Below are 25,068 nucleotides of genomic sequence, written 5' to 3' on the forward strand. Positions count from 1 at the left end.
CTTTATTTTGGAAAAATTATGACAATAACTTCAATTAAATTGACTAAATACGATATTGAAATCGCTAACGATAAACAGTTTGTTTTATTTGGTGGTATGAATGTATTAGAGTCACGTGATTTAGCAATGAGCATTGCAGAGCACTACGTAGAAGTGACACAAAAGCTCAATATTCCTTACGTATTCAAAGCATCTTTTGATAAAGCGAACCGTTCGTCTGTTCATTCATACCGAGGACCAGGTTTAGAGGAAGGTCTGAGAATATTTGAAGAAATAAAGTCGACCTTCAACGTACCTATCATTACCGACGTGCATGAAATACATCAAGCGCAACCTGTAGCTGAGGTGGTTGATATTATTCAATTACCGGCATTTTTAGCGCGCCAAACAGACCTAGTGGTTGCTATGGCAAAAACCAATGCGATTATTAATGTTAAAAAGCCACAGTTCTTAGCAGCACATGAAATGCGCCATATTATTAATAAATTCGCAGAAGCAGGCAATGAGCAAGTTATTCTTTGCGAGCGCGGTAGTTGTTATGGTTACAATAATCTTGTTGTTGATATGCTAGCCATGGATGAAATGAAAGATTATGCGCCAGTCATATTCGATGCCACTCATGCTTTACAGCAGCCGGGCGGCCGAGCTGATTCTGCAGGTGGTCGTCGTGCTAAAGCTGCACAATTAGCGCGTAGTGGTATGGCATTAGGTTTAGCAGGTTTATTTATAGAATCACACCCTGATCCTGATAACGCTAAATGTGATGGCCCTTGTGCGTTGCCGCTTGATAAACTTGAGCCTTACTTACAGCAAATGAAATCAATTGACGATCTAGTTAAATCATTTGAACCATTATTGACTGATTAGTAACAATAAAAGCGGCGTTAAAACACAAAAACCTGAGTAGCTACTCAGGTTTTTTTATAGCTGATATAATATCTTGCTTAGTCATCTTAGTCGTATTTTTTTATAGTGGTTATTCGGGGGTGTCCTTAGCACGAGTATGGAACAATACTAAATTGCGCTGAAATCACTTAGGGTGATCCTCATCTGGCTCTTTTGATTGAGTTTTGTAGGTGAGTAAGTAGAGCAGTATAATAATACCGGCGACATCACCTCGACATGGAGCCGACTTTAAGCTGTCGGTATCAACTTTAGCTATTTTTCTGTCGAAAACCAGCTTCAGTTTAACGTGATACTCTACTAGAAATTAGTATTATTTAACTTGAATATTAGCACCAGCGATCGGCTTACTACCACTATGACATTGCAAATAGTGTATGGTAAACATCCGTTGATAAGGTGATATCTGTACAAATTTGATAGTGCTTATAAGGGCGCTTGCAATATTGTTTTTGCTTAGCAAGGTATTATAAGTATTAATGTTTTAAATACCCAAAACATAAAAAAGGTGCTTTAAAGCACCTTTTTTTTGTTTATTATTCTGTCTTGTAAATGCTAATCGCCACTTTGGTTTTTTTCTAAGTCTTGAAAATCAATATTCTCAATTTTACTTCCTGCATTTTCATCATAAAAAATATCTTCATCAAACTGATTTTCTGATTTAGCTACAACAATTGAGACCATGCTGTCACCCGTGACATTAACGGCGGTTCGTGTCATATCAAGTAAACGGTCAACACCTATAATTAAACCTATGCCTTCTACAGGTAAACCTACTTGGTCTAGTACCATGGCTAGCATAATTAAACCTACTCCTGGGACACCAGCTGTGCCAATTGAAGCTAAGGTCGCGGTAAGTATTACCATTAAATATTGACTAAATGTTAAATCAACATTAAACACTTGCGCAATAAATACAGTAGCTACGCCTTGCATTATAGCCGTGCCATCCATATTAATGGTTGCACCTAGAGGTACGGTAAACGAAGCGATTGAATTTTTAACACCCATTTTTTTGGTAACAGTTTCAAGTGTTACCGGAATGGTTGCATTACTGCTGGCTGTTGAAAATGCAAAGATAACGGTATCACGCATTTTTTTCAAAAAAGTAATTGGGTTTAAACCAGTCATTACTTTTAAGATAGTAGAATAAGTTACCGTAGCATGTAAAATTAGTGCAAAGAAAACGACTAAGAAGTAAACAATTAGGTTGCCGAATACCTTAAGTGACATATCAGTGAATAAACTCGCTAATAAACAAAACACCCCATAAGGAGCAAGGTTCATTAATATAGTTACCAAGCGCATGATAACGGTACTCATGTCTTCAAATAAACTAGCAACACGTTCGCCGGCTTTACCTGAAAGCGCTATAGCAATACCAAATAACAAAGCAAATATAATGACTTGAAGCATATTGCCTTTTGCAAAAGCTTCAAACGGATTACTCGGAAACATTTGAATAAACACTTGCGCTAAAGAAGGCGCTTCACGACTAGTGAACGTTGTGTCCGAGGCCATGTTGACCCCTTCGCCAGGGCTTATTAATAACGCTAAAAACATTGCAAAGCTAATCGCTATAGCTGTTGTAATTAAATAGAGTGAAATGGCTTTACCGCCAATACGTCCAAGTTTTGTGGTATCTTTTAAGGAACAAGTCCCACAAATCAGCGATACAAAAACCAGTGGTACTACCAACATTTTTAAACTTGAAATGAAAATTTGTCCAATGACTTCAAAAATCCCGTCAACCAAAAATGATCGTAATGAAAGTTCAAAGAAATAGAGTGGGATAACAAAGTCTGATTTGTCTGGCATAAGAAATTGTAAGGATACGCCTACCGCGATGCCGGCAAGCATGCCAGTAACAATTCTAGCGGTTAAACTAGCTTTTTTTTTATCAGTCATAAAGAAATGCAACGTTATTTTTTATTATAAATTATGAATAGTAGATTAACAGGTAATTCATTGATAAAAAAGCTATTGATTAAAAAGCAACTATAGCGCTATTTTTAATGAAATTTTTAGAATATAAGTTACTATAAATAGAGATGTAAATAAAAATACTAAGGGATGCTTGTATGGCACTGCTTCAACGTTTGAGTTTTTGGATTTTAATTATCGCACTAAGTGGTTGTGGTGGTAGTGGTGATGGCGGTTTATCTAGAGTGGAAACTCCGGTTGCAGGTGGATCTGTTGCCAGTACTATTTCACTCAATATTTCCGATAGTACGGTGACCGGTGCTGCGCCGGTAACGGTTACAGCAACAGTAATGCAAGGCAGTGCTCCTGTTTCAAACAGAGCGGTAACCTTCGCAACAAATTTAGGAGCCTTTTCGCCATCTTCTGGTTCTGCTTTAACAAATGAAGATGGTATCGCTACGATTACCCTCACAGCAGGTAGTGTTCGTGGTGCTGGTGAGATATCCGCTTCTCTTTCTTCTGGTGAGATCTCGTTAGTACCATTAGGCTTTAAAACACAAGGTGATGATATAGGTGTTGTCGGTGATATTAATATTAATGTCACTTTAATAGATGGTGATAGCAATGCCACTGACACGGTTACGTCATCAAAACCGGCAAGAATAATTGCGACAATTGATGGTATTAGTGCTCCTTTGATTGTTACTTTTAGTTCTACTGTAGGTGATATACCTATCCCATCTGCTATCACAAATGCAAATAATCAAGCGATTGTTGATATCTATGCAGGTGAAAACTTAGGTGCAGGAACTATTACTGCATCAATTACCAGTGGAGAATCGGGTCAAACAATTTTTGTTGTTGGTTCTTCAACTGTCATTATGGGAGCAGGTAGCCCATTTATAGAAGGTGTTGCTGATGTCAGTTTAACTAATATTTCTGCAGGCGGAACGAGTGTTATTTCAGTATCAATTGTTGATGATCAAGGTAATCTATTTACTGAACCTGTAGATGTTAATTTTTCATCTGGGTGTACGGCACAATCAACCGCTACACTAAGTACACCGATTACTACCTCTAATGGTGCGGCGACAAGTACTTATCTAGCACAGGGGTGTGTAGGTGATGACACGATTAATGTCACTGCTAATGCTGGGGGCATTAATTTATCAGCAACAGCATCTGTTAGCGTTTTAGCTGCTGACATTGGTAGTATCGAGTATGTGTCTGCATCGCCAGAGCATATTGGTATAATAGGCGCTGGTATTGTTGGAGGCTCTGAAAGTTCAACGGTGATGTTCAAAGTAAAAGATACCGATGGTAATCCCTATAATAACCGTCGAGTGAATTTTTCCTTAAATACCAATGTGGGTGGTATAAAATTAAGTCAAAATTTTGCGACCACTAACGACCAAGGTTTAGTACAAACAGTTGTTAATTCAGGCTCTGTTGCAACTACAGTGCGTGTTACAGCATCGACAGAGTCATTAGGTGGCACTTTTGTATTTACTCAATCTAGTCAACTCGTCGTTTCAACGGGTTTACCGGACCAAGATAGCTTTAGCTTGGCTCGGGGGGTCGCAAACCCTGAAGCTTGGGGCATTGATGGTGTAGAAGTACCTGTTGTTGTTCGCATGGCTGATGCATTTAATAATCCAGTACCAGATGGAACCGCTGTTAACTTTACTACTGAAGGTGGTTCTGTAGGTTCCTCATGTACAACAACTAATGGTGCATGCTCTGTTATGTGGACCAGTCAAAACCCTCGTCCAGCTGGACAAGTATTAACCAGTAGTTTTTGTAGTGTGGCTGAAAATGATGATCCAGCGATCTTTTGTGCTCGCCAACCTTTGCCAAATGGTAATAATTATCTTGGACAGGAATATGGCGGAAGAGTGACAATATTAGCAACCGCTATTGGTGAAGAGTCATTTCCTGATAAAAATAGTAATGGTCGCTTTGATGAGAGTGAGTACACTTTGTTTCAAGGAAAAGATGTTGGCGATAGACTTTACGACCTAAAGGAGGCCTTTGTTGACCATAATGAAGACAATTTATACAATCCAGTAGAAGTGAGCACACAAGCTGGTGGTGAGTTAGAAGAGTTTGTTGACTTTAATAGCAATGGAATTTTCGATATAGAAAACAGTGTCTATAATGGCATTTTATGTGGTTTAAATGATATAACGAATCCAGGTACCGAGGTAGCCAATCAATATTGTGCTAATCCAGATGATGAACCTGATCCGACCAAAAAAGCGCAAAAAGTGTCAACCAATGTTCGTGGCTCTACCGTTATTATTATGTCAGGTACGTCACCGTATATAACCGTCACAGCAACAAACGATGCCGTTGTAGATACGTCACCAAACTTTGACCGAAACGATATTTCTCTCTATATTGCTGGCGAAAGTACCGGAACAGTTAGTGTTGTTATCGCTGATTTACACAATCAACCTATGCCGGCTGGTACTGTTGTGTCATTTGTAGCTAGTGTTGGATCTGTCGTTGGTACCCCTAGTTATACATGGCCAGGGGATTCTAGTAACGGCGGTAGTCAATTTAGTGTTGCGATTAAAGGTAAAGCGGAACCAACCAGTGGACCATTAGAAATAAAAGTTGAAACCCCTGGTGGTGTAACAACTGTATTTAGTGGTGTTAGTATTATTATTCAATAATAATTAACTTTTCCACCTATAAAAAAAACCGCTTGTTAAGCGGTTTTTTTATTTTTGTTTATCGATAACAGATAAAGCTAAAAATTTATTTAGCCATCTCTGCTATTAAAAAGGCAGAGATCTCTGCGCCAGCCGCTAACGTTTTATCACGACTCTCTTTTCCTAAACCTGTACTGTCGGTAAAAGGAGCAATTTCCATCATGTCGGCACCGGTAATACGGTATTTTGCTGCTAAAGCGCGAAGTATATCCATCGCTTCATTTTGAAATAAACCATCTGGCTCTGGTGTGCCTGTGGCAGCAGCGACAGTTTCATCAAGTGCATCAATATCAAAGCTTACATACAATTCATCAATGTTTTCATCTTTTAATTGCGCTAAAATATTTTCAATGATTTTTTCAACGCCCAGCTCTTTCACTTCATGAGCCCAATGTTGTCTTACACCAAAAGTGTTTTCCCAATGCGACTTAGGACGACCGCTCGAGCGAATACCCACTTGAATCAAATGATGTTTTTCATGTAAATCATCTAAAATATGGGTACACCAAGAGCCAAAGCATAAATCAATGCCAAGGCGTTCAACCAATAAATCAGTGTGAGCATCAAAATGAATAATAGCTGCACGAATGCCGCGCTTTTTCTTTGCTTGCAAGTAAGCTTTTGTTAACGGGTAGCTTACTGAGTGATCGCCACCAATGCCGAAAATACCTTTTTGTGGGAACTCAGCATAAAAGTCGTGTAATACATCTTCAGTAATGGTTAATGGGCTAACAGCATAAGGGCTGTTTTCATCTTTATAAAGGGCTTTTCTACAGTTAGAAAGCGTTGCTTCATTTAAATATTTATCATGAAGTAAATGTGGAATAACGCGAACATCTCCCATATCAAATGCTTCAAGCTCAGGGTATTGTTCAAGTAAAGTTGAACGGACAAATAATGGCCCCCAATTTGCTCCACGTAAAATTCCGCCACCGCAATCAGAGGCAACACCTAAAATAACGGCATTTGACGCATCAGGAAGCCCTTTTAATGACTCTTTCCAAATATTATCAATGTCTGTCGATTGACCGAACAAGGCTTGATGCAATTGCTCTTTACGCTCTTTAGCGGTATTGACGGTAAAAACACCGTTACCTGCTGGGCATAAACAGTTGGTTAGTTTTTCCTGTAAGTTAGTCCATGATGTTGTCATATATTTGTACTCTTGTTATTTATCCGAATAATTTACATTGATAGTAAGAATTAAATGAATATTGTTTTACACGGTGATATAGGCTTTTTGACTGGCAACAATTGAATTTAAGATAGAATTAAATTATCGTTGGCAGGAAAGTTTTTATAATAGTAATACCGAAATATTTACGTCATTATAACGAAAACAGCTCAATTAGGCGATGTTATTAAAAATAATAACTTGTCAGCTTGCTTATTTACCGATATATCTAATAGGAATTCTAATTTCAATGATTTATGGTTTTTTTGTGCTAAAAATGAGTTGCTCGGCTAATTTTTAGACAGTTCTGACCGAAATGTAATTATACTGGCAAAAAAAATAGCCAGTGACGTAGGAAAGTATATATATATGGCAAAATCTCTGGTTATTGTCGAATCACCAGCCAAAGCGAAGACAATTAACAAATATCTTGGTAAAGACTTTATTGTGAAATCTAGTGTCGGTCATGTACGTGATCTTCCTCACAGTAGTACTGGTAAAAAAGTTGCCGCGAAATCTCCTGCTGAAGTCAGAAAAATGGCACCTGCAGCAAAAGCTAAATATAAAGCTAAACGAGATAAGCAAGCACTTGTTAACCGCATGGGTATTGATCCTGAAAACGATTGGGAAGCAAATTATCAAATACTCGAAGGCAAAGAAAAAGTTGTTGCTGAATTAATTAAACTTGCCGGTTCAGCCGACACTGTCTATCTCGCAACCGATTTGGATCGCGAGGGAGAGGCGATTGCTTGGCACTTAAAAGAAATTATCGGCGGCGATGACAGCAAATTTAAACGTGTTGTCTTTAATGAAATAACTGAAAACGCTATCCAGCAAGCTTTCTCTACACCCGGTGAATTAAGTATGCCAGGTGTTAATGCTCAACAAGCAAGACGTTTTCTTGACCGTGTTGTTGGCTTTATGGTTAGCCCATTATTGTGGAAAAAAGTTGCCCGTGGTTTATCTGCCGGTCGCGTACAGTCGGTTGCTGTTAAATTAGTTGTTGAAAAAGAACGTGAGATTAAAGCGTTTGACCCGAAAGAATTTTGGGAAATCACCGCTGACACAAAAACCGCTTCTGGTTTAGATTTTCCATTAGATGTTACCCACGAAAATGGTAAAGCATTTAAGCCGACCAACGAAAAAGATGCGAAAACAGCATTAGCAAGCTTAGAAAAGTCATCCTATACCGTAAATAAACGTGATGATAAACCGTCAAAAAGTACCCCCTCTGCTCCTTTTATTACGTCGACACTGCAACAGGCAGCAAGTACTAAATTAGGTTTTGGCGTAAAGCGTACTATGGGTTTAGCTCAGCGTTTATACGAAGCAGGTCACATCACTTATATGCGTACCGATTCAACCAATCTAAGTAAAGATGCGGTTGAAATGTGTCGTGGTTATATTGCTAAAAACTTTGGTGAAAATTATTTACCTGAAAAAGCGAAAATTTACAGCAGTAAGTCGGGTGCACAAGAGGCCCATGAAGCGATTCGTCCATCAAATGTTAAAATAGAATCTGCATTTATGGAAGGCATTGAAGCCGATGCTAAGAAGCTTTACGACCTAATTTGGCGACAGTTTGTTGCTTGTCAAATGACAGCTGCGCGCTATACCGTTAGTACCATTACTGTAGGTGCTTCAGGCTTTGATTTAAAGGCCAAAGGTCGCGTCATGCAATTTGACGGTTGGACAAGAGTCCATCCGCAATTATCAAAAGGTGATGACAAGCATTTACCTGATTTATCTGTTGGTGAAGTATTAACCCTAGAGCAGTTAAATCCAGCGCAACACTTCACTAAACCACCAGCTCGTTTTGGTGAAGCATCACTAGTAAAAGAATTAGAAAAGCGTTCAATTGGTCGCCCATCAACGTATGCGTCAATTATTTCTACTATTCAAGACCGTGGTTACGCTCGCTTAGATAAAAAACGTTTTTACGCCGAAAAAATGGGCGAAATTGTTACTGACAGTTTATCTGAAAGTTTTAAAGACTTAATGAATTATGATTTTACCGCCAACATGGAGCAAGAGCTTGATGAAGTGGCTGAGGGTAAAGCTAATTGGAAAGATGTCCTTAACGGTTTCTATAAAAACTTCACTAAACAGTTAAGCCAAGCTGATATGCCTACTGAAGAAGGTGGCATGCGTAATAATGAACCTGTATTAACAGATATTGATTGTCCGACCTGTGGTCGTAAAATGGGTATTCGTACTGCTTCTACTGGCGTCTTCTTAGGTTGTTCTGGGTACGCTTTACCGCCAAAAGAACGCTGTACGCAAACGATGAACCTTACTTCTGGCGAAGAAGCGGTCAGTGTATTAGTGGAAGACCAAGAAACTGATGCATTACGTGCCATGCGACGCTGTGATAAATGTAGTACTGCGATGGACAGTTATTTAATTGACGAAACGCGTAAGCTACATGTTTGTGGTAATAACCCTGTTTGTGATGGTATTGAAGTTGAGACCGGCGAGTTTAAAATAAAAGGTTACGATGGTCCCATTTTAGAATGTGATCGTTGTGAGGCTGAAATGGAGCTTAAGTCAGGCCGTTTTGGTAAATATTTTGATTGTACCAATGCAGAATGTAAAAACACACGTAAGTTACTAGCAAGTGGTGAAGCGGCTCCTCCAAAAGAAGATCCTGTGCAACTACCTGAATTGCTTTGTGAAAAGTCAGAAGCACACTTTGTCTTACGTGATGGCGCAGCGGGTATTTTCTTGGCTGCGAACACTTTTCCGCGCTCAAGAGAAACACGTGCACCTAAAGTTGAAGAGCTACAGCGTTTTAGAGACAGAATATCGAGTAAATTTTATTATTTAGCCGATGCGCCTATTAAGGATCCTGACGGAAACTTAGCCGTTGTGCGCTATAGTCGTAAAACCAAAGAACAGTATGTCATGACGGAACTTGCACCTGAAGCTGATGGCGCAAAACCTAAAGCAACGGGCTGGAATGCAAAGTATGTTGAGGGTAAATGGGTTGAAGAAGCAAAGAAAAAAGTAAAACCCAAAGCCAAGGCTAAAGCAAAGCCAAAAGCTAAAGCTAAGGCAAAACCGAAAGCTGAATAATATATTTAGCTTAAAATAAAAAAAAGCGCTATGTAGCGCTTTTTTTATGTTCAGGATGAACAGTATGCATGATGACATGGCCGCTTTTTGACAGCCATGTCATCACAGTATTAATAAATCTATGTATGTCGATGTGAAATAATGACGTGTTCAGGATGAATAGTATGTCATGATCACATGGCCGCTCTTTGACATCGCGGCATTAATACATCCATGTACGTCGATGTGAAAGAATGACGTGCTCATGATAAAGGGGATTAAAAAATGCCCACATTAGGTAACACAAGCGTAACCAGCAATTAGCTAGTTAGATTGACGATTAAGAGAAATATATTAAATGCTATATCTGGCGATTATTTTTTTAAGTGCTTTTTTATTATTCCAAGTACAACCCCTTATTGCTAAATTGATTTTGCCATACTTTGGCGGTGGTTCAGCTGTCTGGACTGCATGTTTATTGTTTTTTCAAGCTTTTCTATTATTAGGATATTTTTACGCTCACTGTTTAACACAAGTTAAATCTGTCAAAAAACAATTAATTATTCACTCGGTCTTTCTACTTGTCAGTGTGTTATTTCTTCCTATTGGCATTCAAGATTGGGGTGATATATCACAGACAAGTTCGCCACTTCAAAATATTCTACTGTTATTAACCGTATCGATAGGGTTACCTTATTTTATTTTGTCGTCAACGGGCCCGTTAATACAGCGATGGTTAACTTATATCGAAATAGGAAAACTCCCTTATCAATTGTATTCATTATCCAATGTAGGTTCTTTGCTGGCGTTAATTAGTTTTCCTTTTCTATTTGAACCGCTGCTAACCACAACTCAACAATCAAATTATTGGACGTTCGGGTATGGTTGTTATGCGTTACTACTGGTAACGTTATTATTAAAAATGTCAAAATTAAGCTTTACTTCTGTTGAGCAAAGTACTCAGCAAGCGTTGGATAAAAGTGTCGTAACAACCACATTATTGGATAAAGTTTTATGGATAGCGTTAGCCATGGTTGGTGTTATTTTATTAGTGGCGTCCACCAATGCTATGACACAAAATATTCCCCCTGTGCCTTTTTTATGGATAGTGCCGCTGTGTTTATACCTACTGACTTTTATTATTAGTTTTCATAGCTCTAAGTGGTATGTCAGAGAATATTGGTTTGCGCTATTTGTACTCACGGCTTGTTTAGCTTTGTTGATGTACTTTATTGGCTCGCAACTCGACATTATTTCACAAGTGGTTATTTACGCTTGTATATTATTTAGTGCGTGTATGATTTGTCATGGGGAATTAGCACGTTTAAAACCGCAAGTTCAGCAGTTAACTTTGTTTTACTTATTTATGTCATTGGGTGGCTTTTTAGGTAGTGCCTTTGTTGCTTTTATTGCGCAAAATATCTTTGATCAATTTTTAGAGTTTCCTTTAGCCATTATTAGTGTCTTTGTTCTTTTAGCTTTGAGTATTTATTCACAAAGAAATACGGCAATAAAAACAAAAACTTGGTTGGTAGCATCTAATCTTATTTTAGCGGTCAGTTTTACCGTGGGATTGTTTTATCTTAATACGCTTTTTGTTAAAACTAATGTGGCAAGTGAACGCAATTTTTACGGAATTTTAAGTGTTAAAGATGTAGAAGTTAATAATAAAGTGCAACGTCGTTTGATTGATGGAACAACATCACACGGTACGCAATCATTAGAGAAAGGCAATGAAAAAACGCCATTAAGTTACTATAGAAAAAATACCGGTGTTGCTCTTACACTTGAGCAACTGACCAAACAAAGAGTACAAGAGGGGAGTGCTCAAAATATAAATGCCGGATTTGTGGGCTTGGGCGCAGGTACCTTAGCTGCTTATGGTAATAAAACTGACCACTATATATTTTATGAATTAAACCCTGCGGTTATTTTTGCCGCTAATAACTATTTTAGTTACTTAAAAGATTCTGCTGCCAACATTGAAGTGGTTTTAGGTGATGGTCGGGTTAGTTTAAAGCAACAATTTGAAGATTCAGGAAGCAAACAGTTTGATGCATTAGTCATTGACGCCTTCTCGGGTGATTCCATCCCACAGCATTTATTAACAAAAGAAGCATTGCTGCTTTATTTTAAGCACCTAAAAAAAGATGGCGTATTAGCGATACACATTTCTAATTCACACCTTAATTTAACACCTTTAGTGCGTGGTTTAGCCGATGTATTAGATAAAGAAATTGTTTATGTGGAAACGCTAGCGGATAAAGAAAATGAACATAATGTTCAGTGGGTGCTAGTAACAAATAATGAGTTATTTCTTAATGATGCGCGCATTAAAATATACGCGAGTGCTTGGCCAATGCCAAATATTGGCGAAAAGAGTCGTATAATATGGACCGATGATCACAGTGATTTATTATCAGTACTCAAGTAAACATTAAATATCTTGTCGAGTGATATGTCATCGACAAGATAATTAAGCCGTTACTTTACCAGCTTCCTTGATTCTCCATACTCAACCAAGGCTCTTGAGGGGCTAATGCGTCATCTTTTTGCAATAACTCAATAGATATGCCATCTGGAGATTTTACGAAAGCCATATGGCCGTCACGAGGCGGACGATTAATAACAACACCTGATGCCATAAGCGCTGCACAAGTTTTATATATGTCAGCAACCTCAAATGCTAAATGACCAAAGTTTCTGCCAACGGTATATTCTTCTTCAGAATCCCAGTTATGGGTCAGTTCTATTTCAGGGCCGCCAACTTCTGTCGCAAGAAAAATCAACGAAAACTTCCCTTTGGGTACATCGACACGTTTTGTTTCAATGAGCCCTAGCTGATTAATATAAAAATTGAGTGACTTATCTAAATCATGTACGCGAACCATTGTGTGTAAAAATTTCATTTTGTACCTGTTTTGTATTGTTAGCTAATAAAAAGTAATGATTTACAAACAGCAAAAACTTCATCTGTTGTTTAGATAATAATTCATTTACCATTACATTAATTGCCACTATAAACAGAAAGTATTTTATTTACTATGCTAATTAAAATCGAATATCAGTAAATACACCCACTGAAAAATAAAATGACATTATCAATAGTTTATTTTATATTCTTATGTAGTCTGTTAACAATATTACAACAAATTAATGACATGATAAAAATAATACCACTCACATATAGCTTGATTATCTGTAGTCTCCTATGGCCTATTATTAGCCAAGCTACAGAAGTATCAATGGCTTTTAGTAAAGAAATTCCTCCTTATATTTTTGAAGATAATAATAGTGGAATCGAAATAGATATTATTAAAGCCGCCTTAGCTCATAAAGGGCATACGTTAAAGCCAATGTACTTTCCATTAGGACGAATTCCTTATGCTTTCACCAATAATTTAGTTAATGCAGTCATGGGATATATGGGGGTAAACTTAAAATCACAAGGCGGTTTTTATGCCAAGGCAGCTGTAATCTATGACAATGTATTTATTACTTTAAAGAATAAAAATATTTTACTGGAAAGGCCTAAAGATTTAGATTCGTTGAATGTGGTTTCTTTTCAAGGAGCAGATAAACGCTACCCTAAATGGCTAAAAAAAGTAAAAGAAGACAGTAGGTTTTATGGCGTTAGCGACCAACTAACACAAGTGAAGTTACTGTACTTTGGGCGCTATGATGTGGTGGTAAGCGATCGTTATATCTTTAGATATTTTGTAAAGAAACTTAATTTAATGCATGGTCTAGATAGCAAAGAAATTACCGAGCACAAACTTACTATAGATAAACCCATGGACTATCGTCCCGTATTTAGAGATAAAAAAATTCGAGATGATTTTAATTTAGGGTTAACTAAAATCAAGGAAAGTGGTGAGTTTTTGCGGATATACAACAAGTATATAAATTTATAACTAACGGCTATACACTGATAATAACTGAGAACGAATTAACTGGTTTTCTCTTTAAAACTACATAAATCTTCTATTATACAAGAACCACAACGGGGGGTTCTTGCTATACAAGTATAACGACCATGCAGAATGAACCAGTGATGCAAGTTATAAAAAAACTCAGTTTTTCTTGGTGTGTTTTTAATAATATTTTTTTCGGTTTCTTCAACTGTTTTCCCTTTCGCATAACCGGTACGATTTGCCAGTCTTTGAATATGGGTGTCTACTGCAATAAAGTACTTACCTTCATTATCTTTTAATTGGCCAAAAGCGGTGTTTAAAACAACATTTGCTGTTTTTCTGCCAACCCCAGGTAAGGCTTCTAATGCCGCCCTTTCTTTGGGAACTTCGCCATTATGTAAATCAACTAACATTTGGCATGTTTTTAGCGTGTTTGCCGCTTTAGTATTAAATAAACCAATTGTTTTTATATAAAACTTCAAGCCATCAAGGCCTAAATCAAGTATAGCTTGAGGGGTATTAGCAACAGGATAAAGCTTTGCTGTGGCTTTGTTAACACCAACATCAGTCGATTGTGCTGAAAGCAGCACAGCAATAAGCAACTCAAAAGGTGAAGAAAAATTAAGTTCAGTGGTTGGGTGTGGATTATTGTCTCGTAACCGAGTTAATATTTCTAAACGTTGTACTTTATTCATGGCGTTATTCTTTTATTATTATTTTTCATCAAAATTGACACGAACTCGTTCAATTTCCTTACTTTCTTTTTTAGGCTTAGCGGCTGCTACTCGATCATCAATGGCGTTTTTTAACGCTATAAATAAGCCCATGACGATAAAAGCACCTGGGGGTAGTATGGCGAGTAAAAATTGACTATCGAGGGTGTAAACTTCAATACGTAATATACTTGCCCATTCGCCAAGTAATAAGTTAGCGCCATCAAACAGCGTTCCTTGGCCAAGTATTTCTCTTACTGCACCTAACAACATCAATATTAATAAAAAGCCTAAGCCCATCATTAAACCGTCAAAGCTTGCTTGTTTAATTGGGTTTTTAGAGGCATATGCCTCCGCTCTACCAATAATGGCACAGTTAGTAACAATTAAGGGTAAGAATATGCCAAGTGATTGATATAAGCCAAAAGTATAAGCATTCATTAATAATTGCACACAGGTAACAAAAGAAGCAATAATTAAAACAAAAATAGGGATCCTAATTTCTTTAGGTACCCATTTGCGTATTGCCGATACGGTAGTATTTGAACAAATAAGAACAAATAAGGTCGCTAAGCCCAAACCAATAGCATTTGTTAGGGTTGATGTTACAGCTAATAATGGACACAATCCTAAAAGCTGTACTATACCCGGATTGTTCTTCCATAAACCTTGCCAAGCTAATTCTTTATATTCATCGTTAATTTTCATGACGATTAAGCTCCCTTAGCAACATCTTGATTTGAACAATTACTCGCTGCTTCAAATAATTCATCTTGGTGAGCGTTAAAATAATTAACGGATTTACGTACTGCTTTGACCACAGCACGTGGGGTTATTGTCGCGCCGGTGAACTGGTCAAACATGCCGCCATCTTTTCTTACTAACCAACGATTATCATTTTTATCTATGAGCTTTTTACCGGTAAAACTATTGATCCAATCACTTTTTTTCTCTTCAATTTTATCGCCTAGTCCAGGCGTTTCTTGGTGTTTTAATGTTCTAACACCGCTTATGCTACCATCGATCTTGATGGCCACTATAAGCTCTATATTGCCACTGTATCCATCTGGTGCAACGGTGGTAATTGCTGCAGCAACAGGGCTATTATCATTTCTTGCACGGTAAACTTTTGGTGGGTTAACTGTGCCTAATGCCTCGTTAGGTAAAATGAAGCAGTCTTTATAGATAACATTGTTGTAGCTATTTTTGGCAATGATACTGTTTAAATTACGCAATAAGTCTTGTTGTTGCTGCAAGATAATTTGATCTTTGGTGAGTGAATGAACCACGCCAACAATTGCCGTGCAAGCAATAGCAAATAAAGCGAGGATCCTGGCATTTTTACTGACTGCACTGGTAAGAGAAAGGACCATTATTCTTTGCCTGCTTTACTTGATGAAATATTATGCCCATAAGTACGGGGGCGTGTGTATTGATCTATTAGTGGAGCAGCCATATTACAAATTAGCACTGCAAACGCGACGCCATCAGGGTAACCGCCGTATTTTCTAATAATAAAGACTAAAAAGCCTGCTAATGCGCCAAAAACGATTCGGCCTTTAATACTGGTAGCGCCGGAAACTGGGTCCGTTAAAATAAAGAATGCACCAAACATACATGCACCATTAAACCAATGGAAGAGTGTTGAAGCGTTAGTATCTTGGCTATATAAAAAAGCAATTAATGAACAAACAAATATGCTTGCTAAAAAGCTAACGGGTGTTGCCCAATGAATTGTTTTTTTGCCTATTAAGAATAGACCACCGAGTAAAAACCCAGCACTAACCCATTCCCAACCCACTCCAAAATTTTCACCAATGACGGGACTTGTCATACTTTCTGCAATGTTTAAGCCCAGTGTTAGGTTTGTTTTTACCGTATCTAGGGGGGTTGCCATGGTATAACCGTCGACATGTGTTCTTAGTTGCTCAACAGAATAGCCATCAATGGTAAAGCTACTAAAAATTACAGAGAGTGTATCAACAAAATTTAACGGTAAGGTCATTAGTTCAAGTGGCGGTAACCACGATGTCATTTGTACTGGAAATGAAATCAATAGCATTACATAAGCGGCCATTGCAGGGTTGAAAGGGTTATGACCTAGACCTCCGTATAGTTGCTTTACGACAATAATGGCAAAAGATACACCGATAACAGTGATCCACCACGGTGCTATGGCGGGTAAACTAATCCCCAGTAATACCGCAGTTAAAATAGCGCTGCCATCAAATAGTTGCGCCTTGATATTTTTCTCCCGTAAAGATAAAACGGTAAATTCTGCTATTAATGCGGTGATCACAGCGAGTGATATATGGATTAAATTACCCCAGCCAAAAAAATACCACTGGGCAAACACACCGGGAATAGTGGCGTAAATGACCATACGCATTATTGATGATGTTTCACTTTGAACATGATTATGTGGTGAGCTTGCTATCCAAAAGGCCATAATTTTACGTCAACTCTGATTTTACGGGTTTGTTGGTTTTTTCTTCGCTAGTATTAGCCGTTGATTTTGATTGTTGCTGGGCAAGTTTACGGGCTTTGGCCTTTGCAATTGCTGCAGCAATTTTAGCTTTTTTATCATCAGCTGGAACGAGCATATCAGCCTGGTTTGCTTGTGCGTCTGCATCGATGACAATGTTATTATCAAGGGTTAAGTCGCGATCATCTGCGCTATTCGTATTTTTTTCAGCAAGCTTGCGGGCTTTAGCTTTTGCAACAGCATTGGCAATTTTAGCTTTTTTATCATCAATTGCCGGTGGAACATCTCCCAGCGCACTTTGTGGTTCTGATTTATAAGTTGCCGTATTTTGTTGAGCTGCTAGCTTTTTCGCTTTCGCTCTTGCAATAGCTGCGCTCACTTGACTTTTTTGTTCATTTTCTACCGGTGGTGCTTCTGTCTGTGCAGTGACATTTTCACTACCTTGGGTTTGTTGAGCTTTTTTCGCTTTAACTCGAGCTAAGGCGGCAGCAACCGCTGATTTTTCTGTTTTTGCTTCGCTGGTACCTGAGTTCATCCGCGCTTTACGTGCTTCTGCTGCTGTTTTGTGTTTTTCTTCTCGTGCTATTTTATCTCTGGCTAAACGCTCTTTTCGTGCTTCAAATCTTACCTTTGCATGTTCAGCCTTTAGATCAAGTTGTTTTTGTTGACGAATTTCAGATTTTGCTACTCGGTAATAATGCACCAAGGGGATCTGGCTCGGACAAACATAGGCACAAGCACCACATTCAATACAATCAAATAAGTTTAATTTATCAAGTTGTTGGTGATCTTTTGCTTTAGCGCTCCACTGTAACTCTTGTGGTAACAATTGGCTGGGGCAGACATCACTACACTGGCCACATCTGATACACTCAACCTCTTTTGTGCCGGTTGAATAAGGTGATGATATTTCCTGCTCACTCGGTGCAAGTATACAATTGGTTGTTTTTACAACGGGAACTTGATCTGTGGGTAAGCTATAGCCCATCATTGGACCACCCATAATGATATGCTTTTTATCTTTATTGGGGTAACCACATTGTTCGAGCAAGAAGCCTACGGGGGTGCCGAGTAATGACCAGACATTCTGTGGCTTTTGTAAAGCTTGGCCACTGACAGTGACCACTCTCTTAATTAATGGAATATCGTTTATTACCGCATCAGCTATCGCAAAGCAAGTGGCAATGTTTTGCATAACAATACCCATAGAACTTGGGAAAATGCCTGAAGGAACCTCTTGACCTGTTAATATTTGAATTAACTGTTTTTCACCGCCAGTAGGATATTTAGTTGGCACAACACACACTTGAATTTTTTCATTATTAGCGGTTGCTTGCTGAAGTACTTTTATCGCTTCAGGTTTATTATTTTCAATACCAATGAGGATATGTTCAGGTGAAAGAATACGGTCAAGTATATTAATGCCATCAAGAATTGATGGGCTGTGCTCGCGGATTAGTAAATCGTCAGCACTAATATAAGGTTCACATTCAGCGGCATTAATAATAAGGAATTGTATTTTGTCTCTAGTACTTATTTTAACTTGTGTAGGAAAGCCAGCACCGCCCATGCCTGATATACCGGCTGAGGAAATTTTATCAATTATTTCATTATGGCTTAATTTACTTACATCAGTACATATATGACGTTCTTGCCATGTATCTTCTCCGTCTGGCTTAATAAATAAGCATAATTCGCTTAGGCCTGAGGGATGAGCAATAACGGCATTTTTAATGGCAGTAATAGTGCCACTCGTAGGAGCGTGAATAGGAACAGCCATAGGATGCATACTCTGGGTGAGTGCTTGCCCCTTAAGTACTTTATCACCTACTTTTACCCGTAAATCTGCAGCAATACCTATGTGTTGCTGTAATGGCAGTATTAGCTGTTCAGGTATGCTAACCGCTCTGATAGGCTTATCAGTGGTTAAGAACTTCTGTTCTGGTGGATGTATACCGCCATGAAAAGTCCAAAAATTAGCGCGCTTTATACGTTCAATAACTGATCCCACGAATCCTCACCTAATCAAGCTGTACCACAGGTATATTATTAAGATCCCATTGCCAGTTTTGTGGTGTTTTAGCGATAGGTATCATTATTATGCAATCAACCGGACAAGGGTCTATACATAAGTCACAGCCAGTACATTCGTCGGCTATTATAGTGTGCATCTGTTTGGTCGTACCTAAGATTGCATCAACAGGGCAAGCTTGAATACATTTAGTACAACCAATACAGTCTTCTTCAATAATAAAAGCAACTTTAGGAGAATTGTCTGTATCATGGTTTTCGTCAAGAGGTGGTGGTTCAACCCCCATTAAGTCTGCTATTTTTTTGATAGTATCTTCGCCGCCAGGTGCGCATTTGTTAATAGCCTCACCGTTAGCGACTGCTTCTGCATAAGGTTTACAACCGGGGTAACCGCATTGGCCACATTGCGTTTGTGGTAAAATAGCATCAACCTGCTCGGCAAGAGGGTCGCCCTCAACGTGAAATTTTACAGAGGCAAAGCCAAGAATGGCGCCAAAGACTAATGCCATACAGCCAAGTACTAGTATTGCTAATAGGGTGGTCATTACAACTTCACCAATCCAGTGAAACCCATAAAGGCAAGTGACATTAAGCCAGCGGTTATCATAGCGATAGCGGAACCTTTAAAAGGTTTTGGGATATCAGCATTAGCAAGTTTTTCGCGCATCGCTGAAAACATAATAAGTACAAGAGAAAAACCGACAGCCGCGCCAAAGCCATAAACAATCGACTCAAGAAAATTATGTTGCTCATAAATATTTAATAAAGCAACACCTAATACCGCGCAATTAGTGGTAATCAAAGGCAAGAAAATACCCAGTAAACGGTATAAGTTGGCACTGGTTTTATGTACGACCATTTCGGTAAATTGTACAACAACAGCAATGACTAAAATAAACATCATAGTTGTTAGATATTCGAGTCCCAGAGGAGTAAGAATATAGGTATTTACGATGTAGCTGAGTAACGAAGCAATAGTCATTACAAAGGTGGTGGCAAATGACATACCGATTGCAGTTTCAGTACGTGAAGACACCCCCATAAATGGGCATAAACCTAGGAACTTTACGAGAACAAAGTTATTGACTAATACTGTGCTAACTAACAGCAGTAGATAATCTGTCATTTGAAAATTAATTTTATGAGATAATTCACGCTATTATCCGACTTTATTAGCCAGATGACAACCGCTCAATGCCTTAATTTTTATTGCATATGCACTATCTTCTTGCCATGCTTGGCCTTTATTAAGATGGAACGTTTAGCTTTAAGTTATACTCAATTAAATCGCTTCAGGCTTTCCTAAATAAAAACCTTGGCAACCATCGATAAATAATTTTTCTAAAGTAAACTTTTCTTCTTGGCTTTCAACACTTTCAGCTAAAACAGTGATACTGAGACGATGAGCAAGATCGACCATTAATCTGATGAAGTACTGGTTGTTTTTATCATCATCAATATCACGTGTATAAGTACTATCCATTTTAATAAAGTCAGGTTTAAGGTCGCGGAAAAATTTAAAAGAGGTTAAACCCACACCAAAACGCTCAACAGTAATACGAGAACCGACTCTGTGGATCATATCAATAAAACGCTTACTGGTTTTAATGTTTTGTTGGAGGCCGTATTCCGTTATCTCAAAGATCAATTTTGCAGCAATAGTTGCTTCTTTCAATAAACGACGTTCAAGCCAAATTAAAAAATGTTCGTCATGAATACTGCGTGAACTGATGTTGATGCCAAAAAATTGGTCATGTAAATTTTTTGTTTTAATTTCACTGATCACTTTTTCGATAATCATTTTGTCAACAGCCATCATTTTATCAAGCTTTTCCGCCATAGCTATAAAAGAAGCGGTGGGTAACATTTCATCAGTTGAATTTAAAAAGCGGGCAAGAATTTCACCATAGACTTTATTGTTACGGCTATTAGGTTTTATCGGTTGGACAAGTAATTTAACCCGTTGGTTTTCTAATACGCTGTCTATTTCTTGACGCCAATTTTGGTTGCCATAATTCGCACTAGAGCTATGTAAAATGTCACTGTCGCTTTGCGAATACCAAGAATTTAGTTGTTGAGTTTGTGCAATACTGATGCCGGTATCAGCGAGTGCCAGTAATTCGCCAAGTGGTTTGTCTTTCTCGAAATAGACTAACCCAGTGTAGCCAACTGAATCTAAATCTGATGATTGTTGGTAAGCGTTAAACTTACTGGATATTTCATTCGCAGCGTTTTCAGCTTCTTTTAATGTTACGTTAGGAAGCAAAGTGGCAAAGTCAGAACTATTAAGTCGATAAACATTTGCACCTCGGTAGGTTGCAGTAACGCTTTTGATAATGTCGGCAACTTTGCAAATATAATTATCACCTTCACTGTAACCGTGTATTTGATTTATCGTTTGCAGTTCAGAGCAGCGTGTTATCGCTAAAACACCAAATTCAACCTGGTTTTCATCATTAGCAAAAAACTGAATAAAGCGATTACGGTTTTCTAATTTTGTAAGAGGTTCTATATAAGCTTGCTTTTCAAGTGCACTGGCATCATTAACATGCGCGGAAAGTAATGCCTCGACTTTTTTTAGTCCATGAGTTAATTCAGGCATGTCGATAATTTCATCACCAGCCTCAAGTTTATTCATCGATATAACTTGAGCAATACCCTGTTTTATTTTGTTGTTAACCACAAAAACAAGCTTTTTAGTTTGCTTAACACTTAGCGTACAAGCAATAACAATAATGATAAGGCTGGCTAAAATAGATACCAGCATTATTTTAAAGATCAATGTCGCGGCATCATTACTGTTTATTTGATAACTAACGGTCGTATTAGATGGGTGGGTAAATACGACTATGGGTGGGGAAATATAAGAGACAAGCAGGTTGGTGTTTTCTACTTTATAATTAACTATTTCTTTGTTTTGTTGTTGTAGGGAAAATAATTGAAAATCAGCTAGATTAACTAAGTGTTTAACTTGTTCTAATTGGTTGGTCTTATCTGATGTGTCGATAATAGCTGAAATAGAGTTTTGCATCATTAATTGCTTACTCAAGAGTGAGGTAGCAAAGAAATAACTCACCATAACAACAATAAGAATATTAAAAAACATCCCTAAAATGACGTTGCGCATTAATAATTGAGAATAGCTATACATAATATGTTGATTTACTGAAAAGTTAGGCCTACTTCAATTTATAGCATGCTTGATAAAAAATTACTAACTTACTGTTATTTAGAGTGATATATAATGCAGGCGTTAATGAGCTCTATAACTTAAGGTTTTATTGCTTATCCTATCAATTAGGCTTGCGATTCGGAGGTAGTCGCTATATAATTGACCTAGCTTAAATATAACAATATTTCACTGAAATTAATTTTTTGGCTATTGCTTAAAGCAAAGTTAGAAGATAATTTTATATTGTTGTATCGATTTGACGGCTTATTTTATAAGTCACTAGGTTAAATCAACATCGTGGGTTCAGTGTAATAAGCCCCGCGTATTGGGGCTTTTTCGTATCTGGGACATTTGTTCAGCACGATAAGCTTTAAGAATTGCTGGGCTATAAGCCCTTTTTTTGTATCTGGATGTTGATACATGAAGACAAAGTAAGATTTTATTTGGAGAAAATGATTGGCTAAGTTTGAACATAAATTAACAGACATGTTACGTCCTGCTGTTGAAGAAGTTGGTAAGGAATTATTAGGCATTGAGTATATTAGTGCTGGTAATAACTCAGTATTACGTTTGTTTATCGACCATGAGAATGGCATTGATGTTGATGATTGTGCTGAAGTTAGCCGTCAAGTAGGCGCTATTCTTGACGTTGAAGACCCTATCGGCAGTGAGTTTAATTTAGAAGTTTCGTCACCCGGTTTAGACCGACCGTTATTTGATAAACCACACTATGAAGCAGTGATTGGTGAAATTATTGAAGTAAAATTATCTATACCATTAAACGGTCGCCGCAAATTTAAAGGTCGCTTAGCTGCCGTTGAAAACGATACTTTAGTAGTAACGGTCGACAGTGAAGACTATGAATTAGTGCTTGGTAATATTGTTAAGGGCAATTTGGTTTTTAATCATAATAAAAAAAGCTAAGCAAATAATAACAATAAAATAAAAATACGTAGTTGTTCAACGTTATTACATAAATAGTTGAACTGTTCAGAAACGATTAAAAAGGCTAAGTAGCATGAGTAAGGAAATATTACTGGTTGTAGATGCCGTATCTAACGAAAAAGCATTACCCCGTGAAAGCATTTTTGAAGCAATGGAAACCGCTTTAGAAACAGCAACAAAGAAAAAATATGAAGGTGACATTATTGTTCGTGTTGCTATTGACCGTACTAATGGTGAATTTGATACTTTCCGACGTTGGTTGGTTGTTGCCGATGACGCCGTAGCAGAAAACCCATTTGCAGAAATGAGTTTGTCAGCTGCACAGTACGACAATGAAGAGTTGCAGTTAGGCGATTACATTGAAGATCAAATTGAATCAGTTAAATTTGACCGTGTAACTACGCAAACAGCAAAACAAGTTATTGTACAAAAAATTCGTGAAGCAGAACGTGCTCTTATTGTTGAAGCTTACCAAGAACAAATTGGCGAACTAGTGACAGGTGTTGTTAAAAAAGCCAGTCGCGATAGCATCATTATTGATTTAGGTAATAATGCAGAGGCGGTTATCTACCGTGACGATATGTTACCTCGTGAAACATTCCGTCCAGGGGATCGTGTTCGTGGTTTGTTATACGAAATTAAAACAGAAACGCGCGGCGCACAATTATTAGTGACTCGTTCTAAGCCTGAAATGTTAATTGAACTTTTCCGCGTAGAAGTGCCAGAAATTGGCGAAGAGATGCTAGAAATTAAGGGCGCTGCTCGCGATCCAGGTTCACGTGCAAAGATTTCTGTAAAATCTAATGACAAGCGTATTGACCCAGTAGGTGCTTGTGTTGGTATGCGTGGTTCACGCGTGCAAGCCGTTTCAACTGAGCTTGGTGGTGAACGTGTTGATATCGTTTTATATGACGATAACCCAGCACAATATGTTATCAACGCAATGGCTCCAGCTGAAGTTGCATCAATTATTGTTGATGAAGACAAAGGCACCATGGATATTGCTGTTGAAGAAGGCAATTTAGCGATGGCCATTGGTCGTAGTGGTCAAAATATCCGTTTAGCTAGCCAATTAACTGGCTGGGAATTAAACGTGATGACTGTTGCTGACATGAACGAGAAGCATCAAGCCGAAAACGATAAAGTTATTTCATTGTTTACAGATAACTTAGATATCGATGATGATTTTGCTAACTTATTAGCAGAAGAAGGTTTTGCTACGTTAGAAGAAATCGCTTACGTACCAGCAGCTGAAATGTTAGAAATTGACGGTATGGATGAAGATATTGTTGAAGCGCTTCGTGAACGTGCCAAAGCGGCATTAACGACTCGTGCATTAGCAAGTGAAGAATCTCTTGAAAATGCAGAACCAGCAGCTGATTTATTAGCGCTAGACGGTTTAGAACGTCACTTAGCATTTGTATTAGCAAGTCGTGGTGTAATTACCCTTGAAGACTTAGCTGAACAAGGCGTTGACGAAATTGCCGATATTGAAGAATTAGATGAAACCAAAGCGGGCGAGTTAATTATGGCTGCGCGTAATATTTGTTGGTTTAACGAAGAATAATTCCCGGGAGAATATAGTAGATGTCAAACACAACTGTAGCAGAACTTGCTCAAGAAATTGGTACACCGGTGGACCGCTTAGTTAGCCAATTGGCTGACTCTGGCGTGAATAAATCCGCGACCGATTCTGTATCACAAGATGAAAAAGAAGCATTGTTAGACCACTTGAAAAAGCAACATGGTGACGACTCAACAGCCGGACCATTAAAAATGACGCTTAACCGTAAATCTAAATCAACGTTAACGATGGGACATGGCAGTAAAGCTAAGTCAGTTAATGTTGAAGTGCGTAAAAAACGCACTTATGTTAAGCGCAGCGAAGTTGAAGAACAACAGCAAGCAGAAGCTGAAGCTAAAGTAGCAGCAGAAGCTGAAATTGCCGCTCAAGCAGCTGCTGAAGCAAAAGCAATTGCTGATGCTAAAGAAGCAGAAAATGGTAAAGCAGTTGCTGCAGCAAAAGCTGAAGCAGAA

At 38.1% G+C, this 25,068-nt stretch carries 19 protein-coding genes; 8 read left to right on the top strand and 11 right to left on the bottom strand.

Annotated elements, in window-relative coordinates; translation table 11 throughout:
• Window positions 1-18: 18 nt before the first annotated feature.
• The gene (gene kdsA, locus H4J57_RS11695; protein WP_182243016.1) at window positions 19-867 is read left to right on the top strand and encodes a 3-deoxy-8-phosphooctulonate synthase; all 849 of its coding nucleotides are present in this window, start codon (window positions 19-21) and stop codon (window positions 865-867) included.
• A gap of 591 nt (window positions 868-1,458) precedes the next feature.
• Here the strand turns inward: kdsA and H4J57_RS11700 are convergent.
• Complete coding sequence (locus H4J57_RS11700; protein ID WP_182243017.1) at window positions 1,459-2,811, bottom strand: dicarboxylate/amino acid:cation symporter; 1,353 nt, start codon at window positions 2,809-2,811, stop codon at window positions 1,459-1,461.
• Between the two features lie 173 nt (window positions 2,812-2,984).
• On the opposite strand from H4J57_RS11700, the gene H4J57_RS11705 reads away from it, so the two are divergent.
• Window positions 2,985-5,504, top strand: a complete 2,520-nt coding sequence (locus H4J57_RS11705; RefSeq protein ID WP_182215465.1) for a hypothetical protein — start codon at window positions 2,985-2,987, stop codon at window positions 5,502-5,504.
• Between the two features lie 85 nt (window positions 5,505-5,589).
• On the opposite strand, the gene H4J57_RS11710 is transcribed toward H4J57_RS11705, so the two are convergent.
• Window positions 5,590-6,696: an arginase family protein gene (locus tag H4J57_RS11710; protein WP_070376168.1), complete on the bottom strand. Its 1,107-nt coding sequence runs from the start codon at window positions 6,694-6,696 to the stop codon at window positions 5,590-5,592.
• Window positions 6,697-7,086: 390 nt separating this feature from the next.
• Here H4J57_RS11710 and topA point away from each other — a divergent pair, with 390 nt between their 5' ends.
• Window positions 7,087-9,792, top strand: coding sequence for a type I DNA topoisomerase (gene topA, locus H4J57_RS11715; protein WP_182243019.1), 2,706 nt, complete (start codon window positions 7,087-7,089; stop codon window positions 9,790-9,792).
• A 337-nt stretch (window positions 9,793-10,129) separates the two neighbouring features.
• Window positions 10,130-12,205, top strand: a complete 2,076-nt coding sequence (locus tag H4J57_RS11720; protein ID WP_182243021.1) for a fused MFS/spermidine synthase — start codon at window positions 10,130-10,132, stop codon at window positions 12,203-12,205.
• A 55-nt stretch (window positions 12,206-12,260) separates the two neighbouring features.
• On the opposite strand, the gene H4J57_RS11725 is transcribed toward H4J57_RS11720, so the two are convergent.
• On the bottom strand, window positions 12,261-12,680 hold the full coding sequence (locus tag H4J57_RS11725) for a VOC family protein (RefSeq protein WP_182215458.1): 420 nt from the start codon (window positions 12,678-12,680) through the stop codon (window positions 12,261-12,263).
• 336 nt (window positions 12,681-13,016) lie between these two features.
• Here H4J57_RS11725 and H4J57_RS11730 point away from each other — a divergent pair, with 336 nt between their 5' ends.
• Entirely contained in the window at window positions 13,017-13,685 is a 669-nt protein-coding gene (locus tag H4J57_RS11730; RefSeq protein ID WP_182243023.1) for an ABC transporter substrate-binding protein, read from the top strand.
• 35 nt (window positions 13,686-13,720) lie between these two features.
• On the opposite strand, the gene nth is transcribed toward H4J57_RS11730, so the two are convergent.
• From nth to H4J57_RS11770, 8 genes are all read right to left on the bottom strand, one after another.
• Complete coding sequence (nth, locus tag H4J57_RS11735; RefSeq protein ID WP_182215454.1) at window positions 13,721-14,380, bottom strand: endonuclease III; 660 nt, start codon at window positions 14,378-14,380, stop codon at window positions 13,721-13,723.
• Window positions 14,381-14,398: 18 nt separating this feature from the next.
• Window positions 14,399-15,106 carry an electron transport complex subunit E gene (locus H4J57_RS11740; RefSeq protein ID WP_182243025.1) on the bottom strand — a complete coding sequence of 236 codons (708 nt, stop codon included), beginning with the start codon at window positions 15,104-15,106 and terminating at the stop codon, window positions 14,399-14,401.
• A 5-nt stretch (window positions 15,107-15,111) separates the two neighbouring features.
• Window positions 15,112-15,771, bottom strand: coding sequence for an electron transport complex subunit RsxG (rsxG, locus tag H4J57_RS11745; protein WP_182243027.1), 660 nt, complete (start codon window positions 15,769-15,771; stop codon window positions 15,112-15,114).
• Entirely contained in the window at window positions 15,771-16,847 is a 1,077-nt protein-coding gene (rsxD, locus tag H4J57_RS11750) for an electron transport complex subunit RsxD (RefSeq protein ID WP_182222697.1), read from the bottom strand. The genes rsxG and rsxD overlap by 1 nt, the downstream gene beginning before the upstream one ends.
• A gap of 4 nt (window positions 16,848-16,851) precedes the next feature.
• Window positions 16,852-18,894: an electron transport complex subunit RsxC gene (gene rsxC / locus H4J57_RS11755; RefSeq protein ID WP_182243029.1), complete on the bottom strand. Its 2,043-nt coding sequence runs from the start codon at window positions 18,892-18,894 to the stop codon at window positions 16,852-16,854.
• Between the two features lie 10 nt (window positions 18,895-18,904).
• Window positions 18,905-19,459 (bottom strand): electron transport complex subunit RsxB, encoded by a 555-nt coding sequence (rsxB, locus tag H4J57_RS11760; RefSeq protein WP_070376178.1) that lies wholly within the window; start codon window positions 19,457-19,459, stop codon window positions 18,905-18,907.
• Entirely contained in the window at window positions 19,459-20,040 is a 582-nt protein-coding gene (rsxA, locus tag H4J57_RS11765) for an electron transport complex subunit RsxA (protein WP_070376179.1), read from the bottom strand. The genes rsxB and rsxA overlap by 1 nt, the downstream gene beginning before the upstream one ends.
• A 156-nt stretch (window positions 20,041-20,196) precedes the next feature.
• Window positions 20,197-22,065: an EAL domain-containing protein gene (locus tag H4J57_RS11770; RefSeq protein WP_182243031.1), complete on the bottom strand. Its 1,869-nt coding sequence runs from the start codon at window positions 22,063-22,065 to the stop codon at window positions 20,197-20,199.
• 477 nt (window positions 22,066-22,542) lie between these two features.
• Between H4J57_RS11770 and rimP the strand changes: the two genes are divergently transcribed.
• From rimP to H4J57_RS11785, 3 genes are all read left to right on the top strand, one after another.
• A complete protein-coding gene (gene rimP / locus H4J57_RS11775; protein ID WP_070376181.1) occupies window positions 22,543-23,010 on the top strand; it encodes a ribosome maturation factor RimP in 468 nt (155 codons plus the stop codon).
• 94 nt (window positions 23,011-23,104) lie between these two features.
• Window positions 23,105-24,598, top strand: a complete 1,494-nt coding sequence (gene nusA, locus H4J57_RS11780) for a transcription termination factor NusA (RefSeq protein ID WP_070376182.1) — start codon at window positions 23,105-23,107, stop codon at window positions 24,596-24,598.
• A gap of 20 nt (window positions 24,599-24,618) precedes the next feature.
• Window positions 24,619-25,068 (top strand): translation initiation factor IF-2 associated domain-containing protein (locus H4J57_RS11785; protein WP_182243032.1); only part of this gene is annotated, 450 nt, incomplete at its 3' end.

Source organism: Colwellia sp. BRX8-7 (assembly GCF_014077275.1).
Classification (GTDB): Bacteria; Pseudomonadota; Gammaproteobacteria; order Enterobacterales; family Alteromonadaceae; genus Colwellia_A.

What these genes read in the sequence shown, in the direction of transcription:
- rsxG (WP_182243027.1), bottom strand. Translation starts at nt 15,771, where the DNA reads ATGGTCCTTTCTCTTACCAGTGCAGTCAGTAAAAATGCCAGGATCCTC.
- H4J57_RS11700 (WP_182243017.1), bottom strand. Translation starts at nt 2,811, where the DNA reads ATGACTGATAAAAAAAAAGCTAGTTTAACCGCTAGAATTGTTACTGGC.
- nth (WP_182215454.1), bottom strand. Translation starts at nt 14,380, where the DNA reads ATGAATAAAGTACAACGTTTAGAAATATTAACTCGGTTACGAGACAAT.
- H4J57_RS11725 (WP_182215458.1), bottom strand. Translation starts at nt 12,680, where the DNA reads ATGAAATTTTTACACACAATGGTTCGCGTACATGATTTAGATAAGTCA.
- rsxD (WP_182222697.1), bottom strand. Translation starts at nt 16,847, where the DNA reads ATGGCCTTTTGGATAGCAAGCTCACCACATAATCATGTTCAAAGTGAA.
- H4J57_RS11705 (WP_182215465.1), top strand. Translation starts at nt 2,985, where the DNA reads ATGGCACTGCTTCAACGTTTGAGTTTTTGGATTTTAATTATCGCACTA.
- H4J57_RS11720 (WP_182243021.1), top strand. Translation starts at nt 10,130, where the DNA reads ATGCTATATCTGGCGATTATTTTTTTAAGTGCTTTTTTATTATTCCAA.
- topA (WP_182243019.1), top strand. Translation starts at nt 7,087, where the DNA reads ATGGCAAAATCTCTGGTTATTGTCGAATCACCAGCCAAAGCGAAGACA.
- H4J57_RS11710 (WP_070376168.1), bottom strand. Translation starts at nt 6,696, where the DNA reads ATGACAACATCATGGACTAACTTACAGGAAAAACTAACCAACTGTTTA.
- H4J57_RS11770 (WP_182243031.1), bottom strand. Translation starts at nt 22,065, where the DNA reads ATGTATAGCTATTCTCAATTATTAATGCGCAACGTCATTTTAGGGATG.
- kdsA (WP_182243016.1), top strand. Translation starts at nt 19, where the DNA reads ATGACAATAACTTCAATTAAATTGACTAAATACGATATTGAAATCGCT.
- nusA (WP_070376182.1), top strand. Translation starts at nt 23,105, where the DNA reads ATGAGTAAGGAAATATTACTGGTTGTAGATGCCGTATCTAACGAAAAA.
- rsxB (WP_070376178.1), bottom strand. Translation starts at nt 19,459, where the DNA reads ATGACCACCCTATTAGCAATACTAGTACTTGGCTGTATGGCATTAGTC.
- H4J57_RS11740 (WP_182243025.1), bottom strand. Translation starts at nt 15,106, where the DNA reads ATGAAAATTAACGATGAATATAAAGAATTAGCTTGGCAAGGTTTATGG.
- rsxA (WP_070376179.1), bottom strand. Translation starts at nt 20,040, where the DNA reads ATGACAGATTATCTACTGCTGTTAGTTAGCACAGTATTAGTCAATAAC.
- H4J57_RS11730 (WP_182243023.1), top strand. Translation starts at nt 13,017, where the DNA reads ATGGCTTTTAGTAAAGAAATTCCTCCTTATATTTTTGAAGATAATAAT.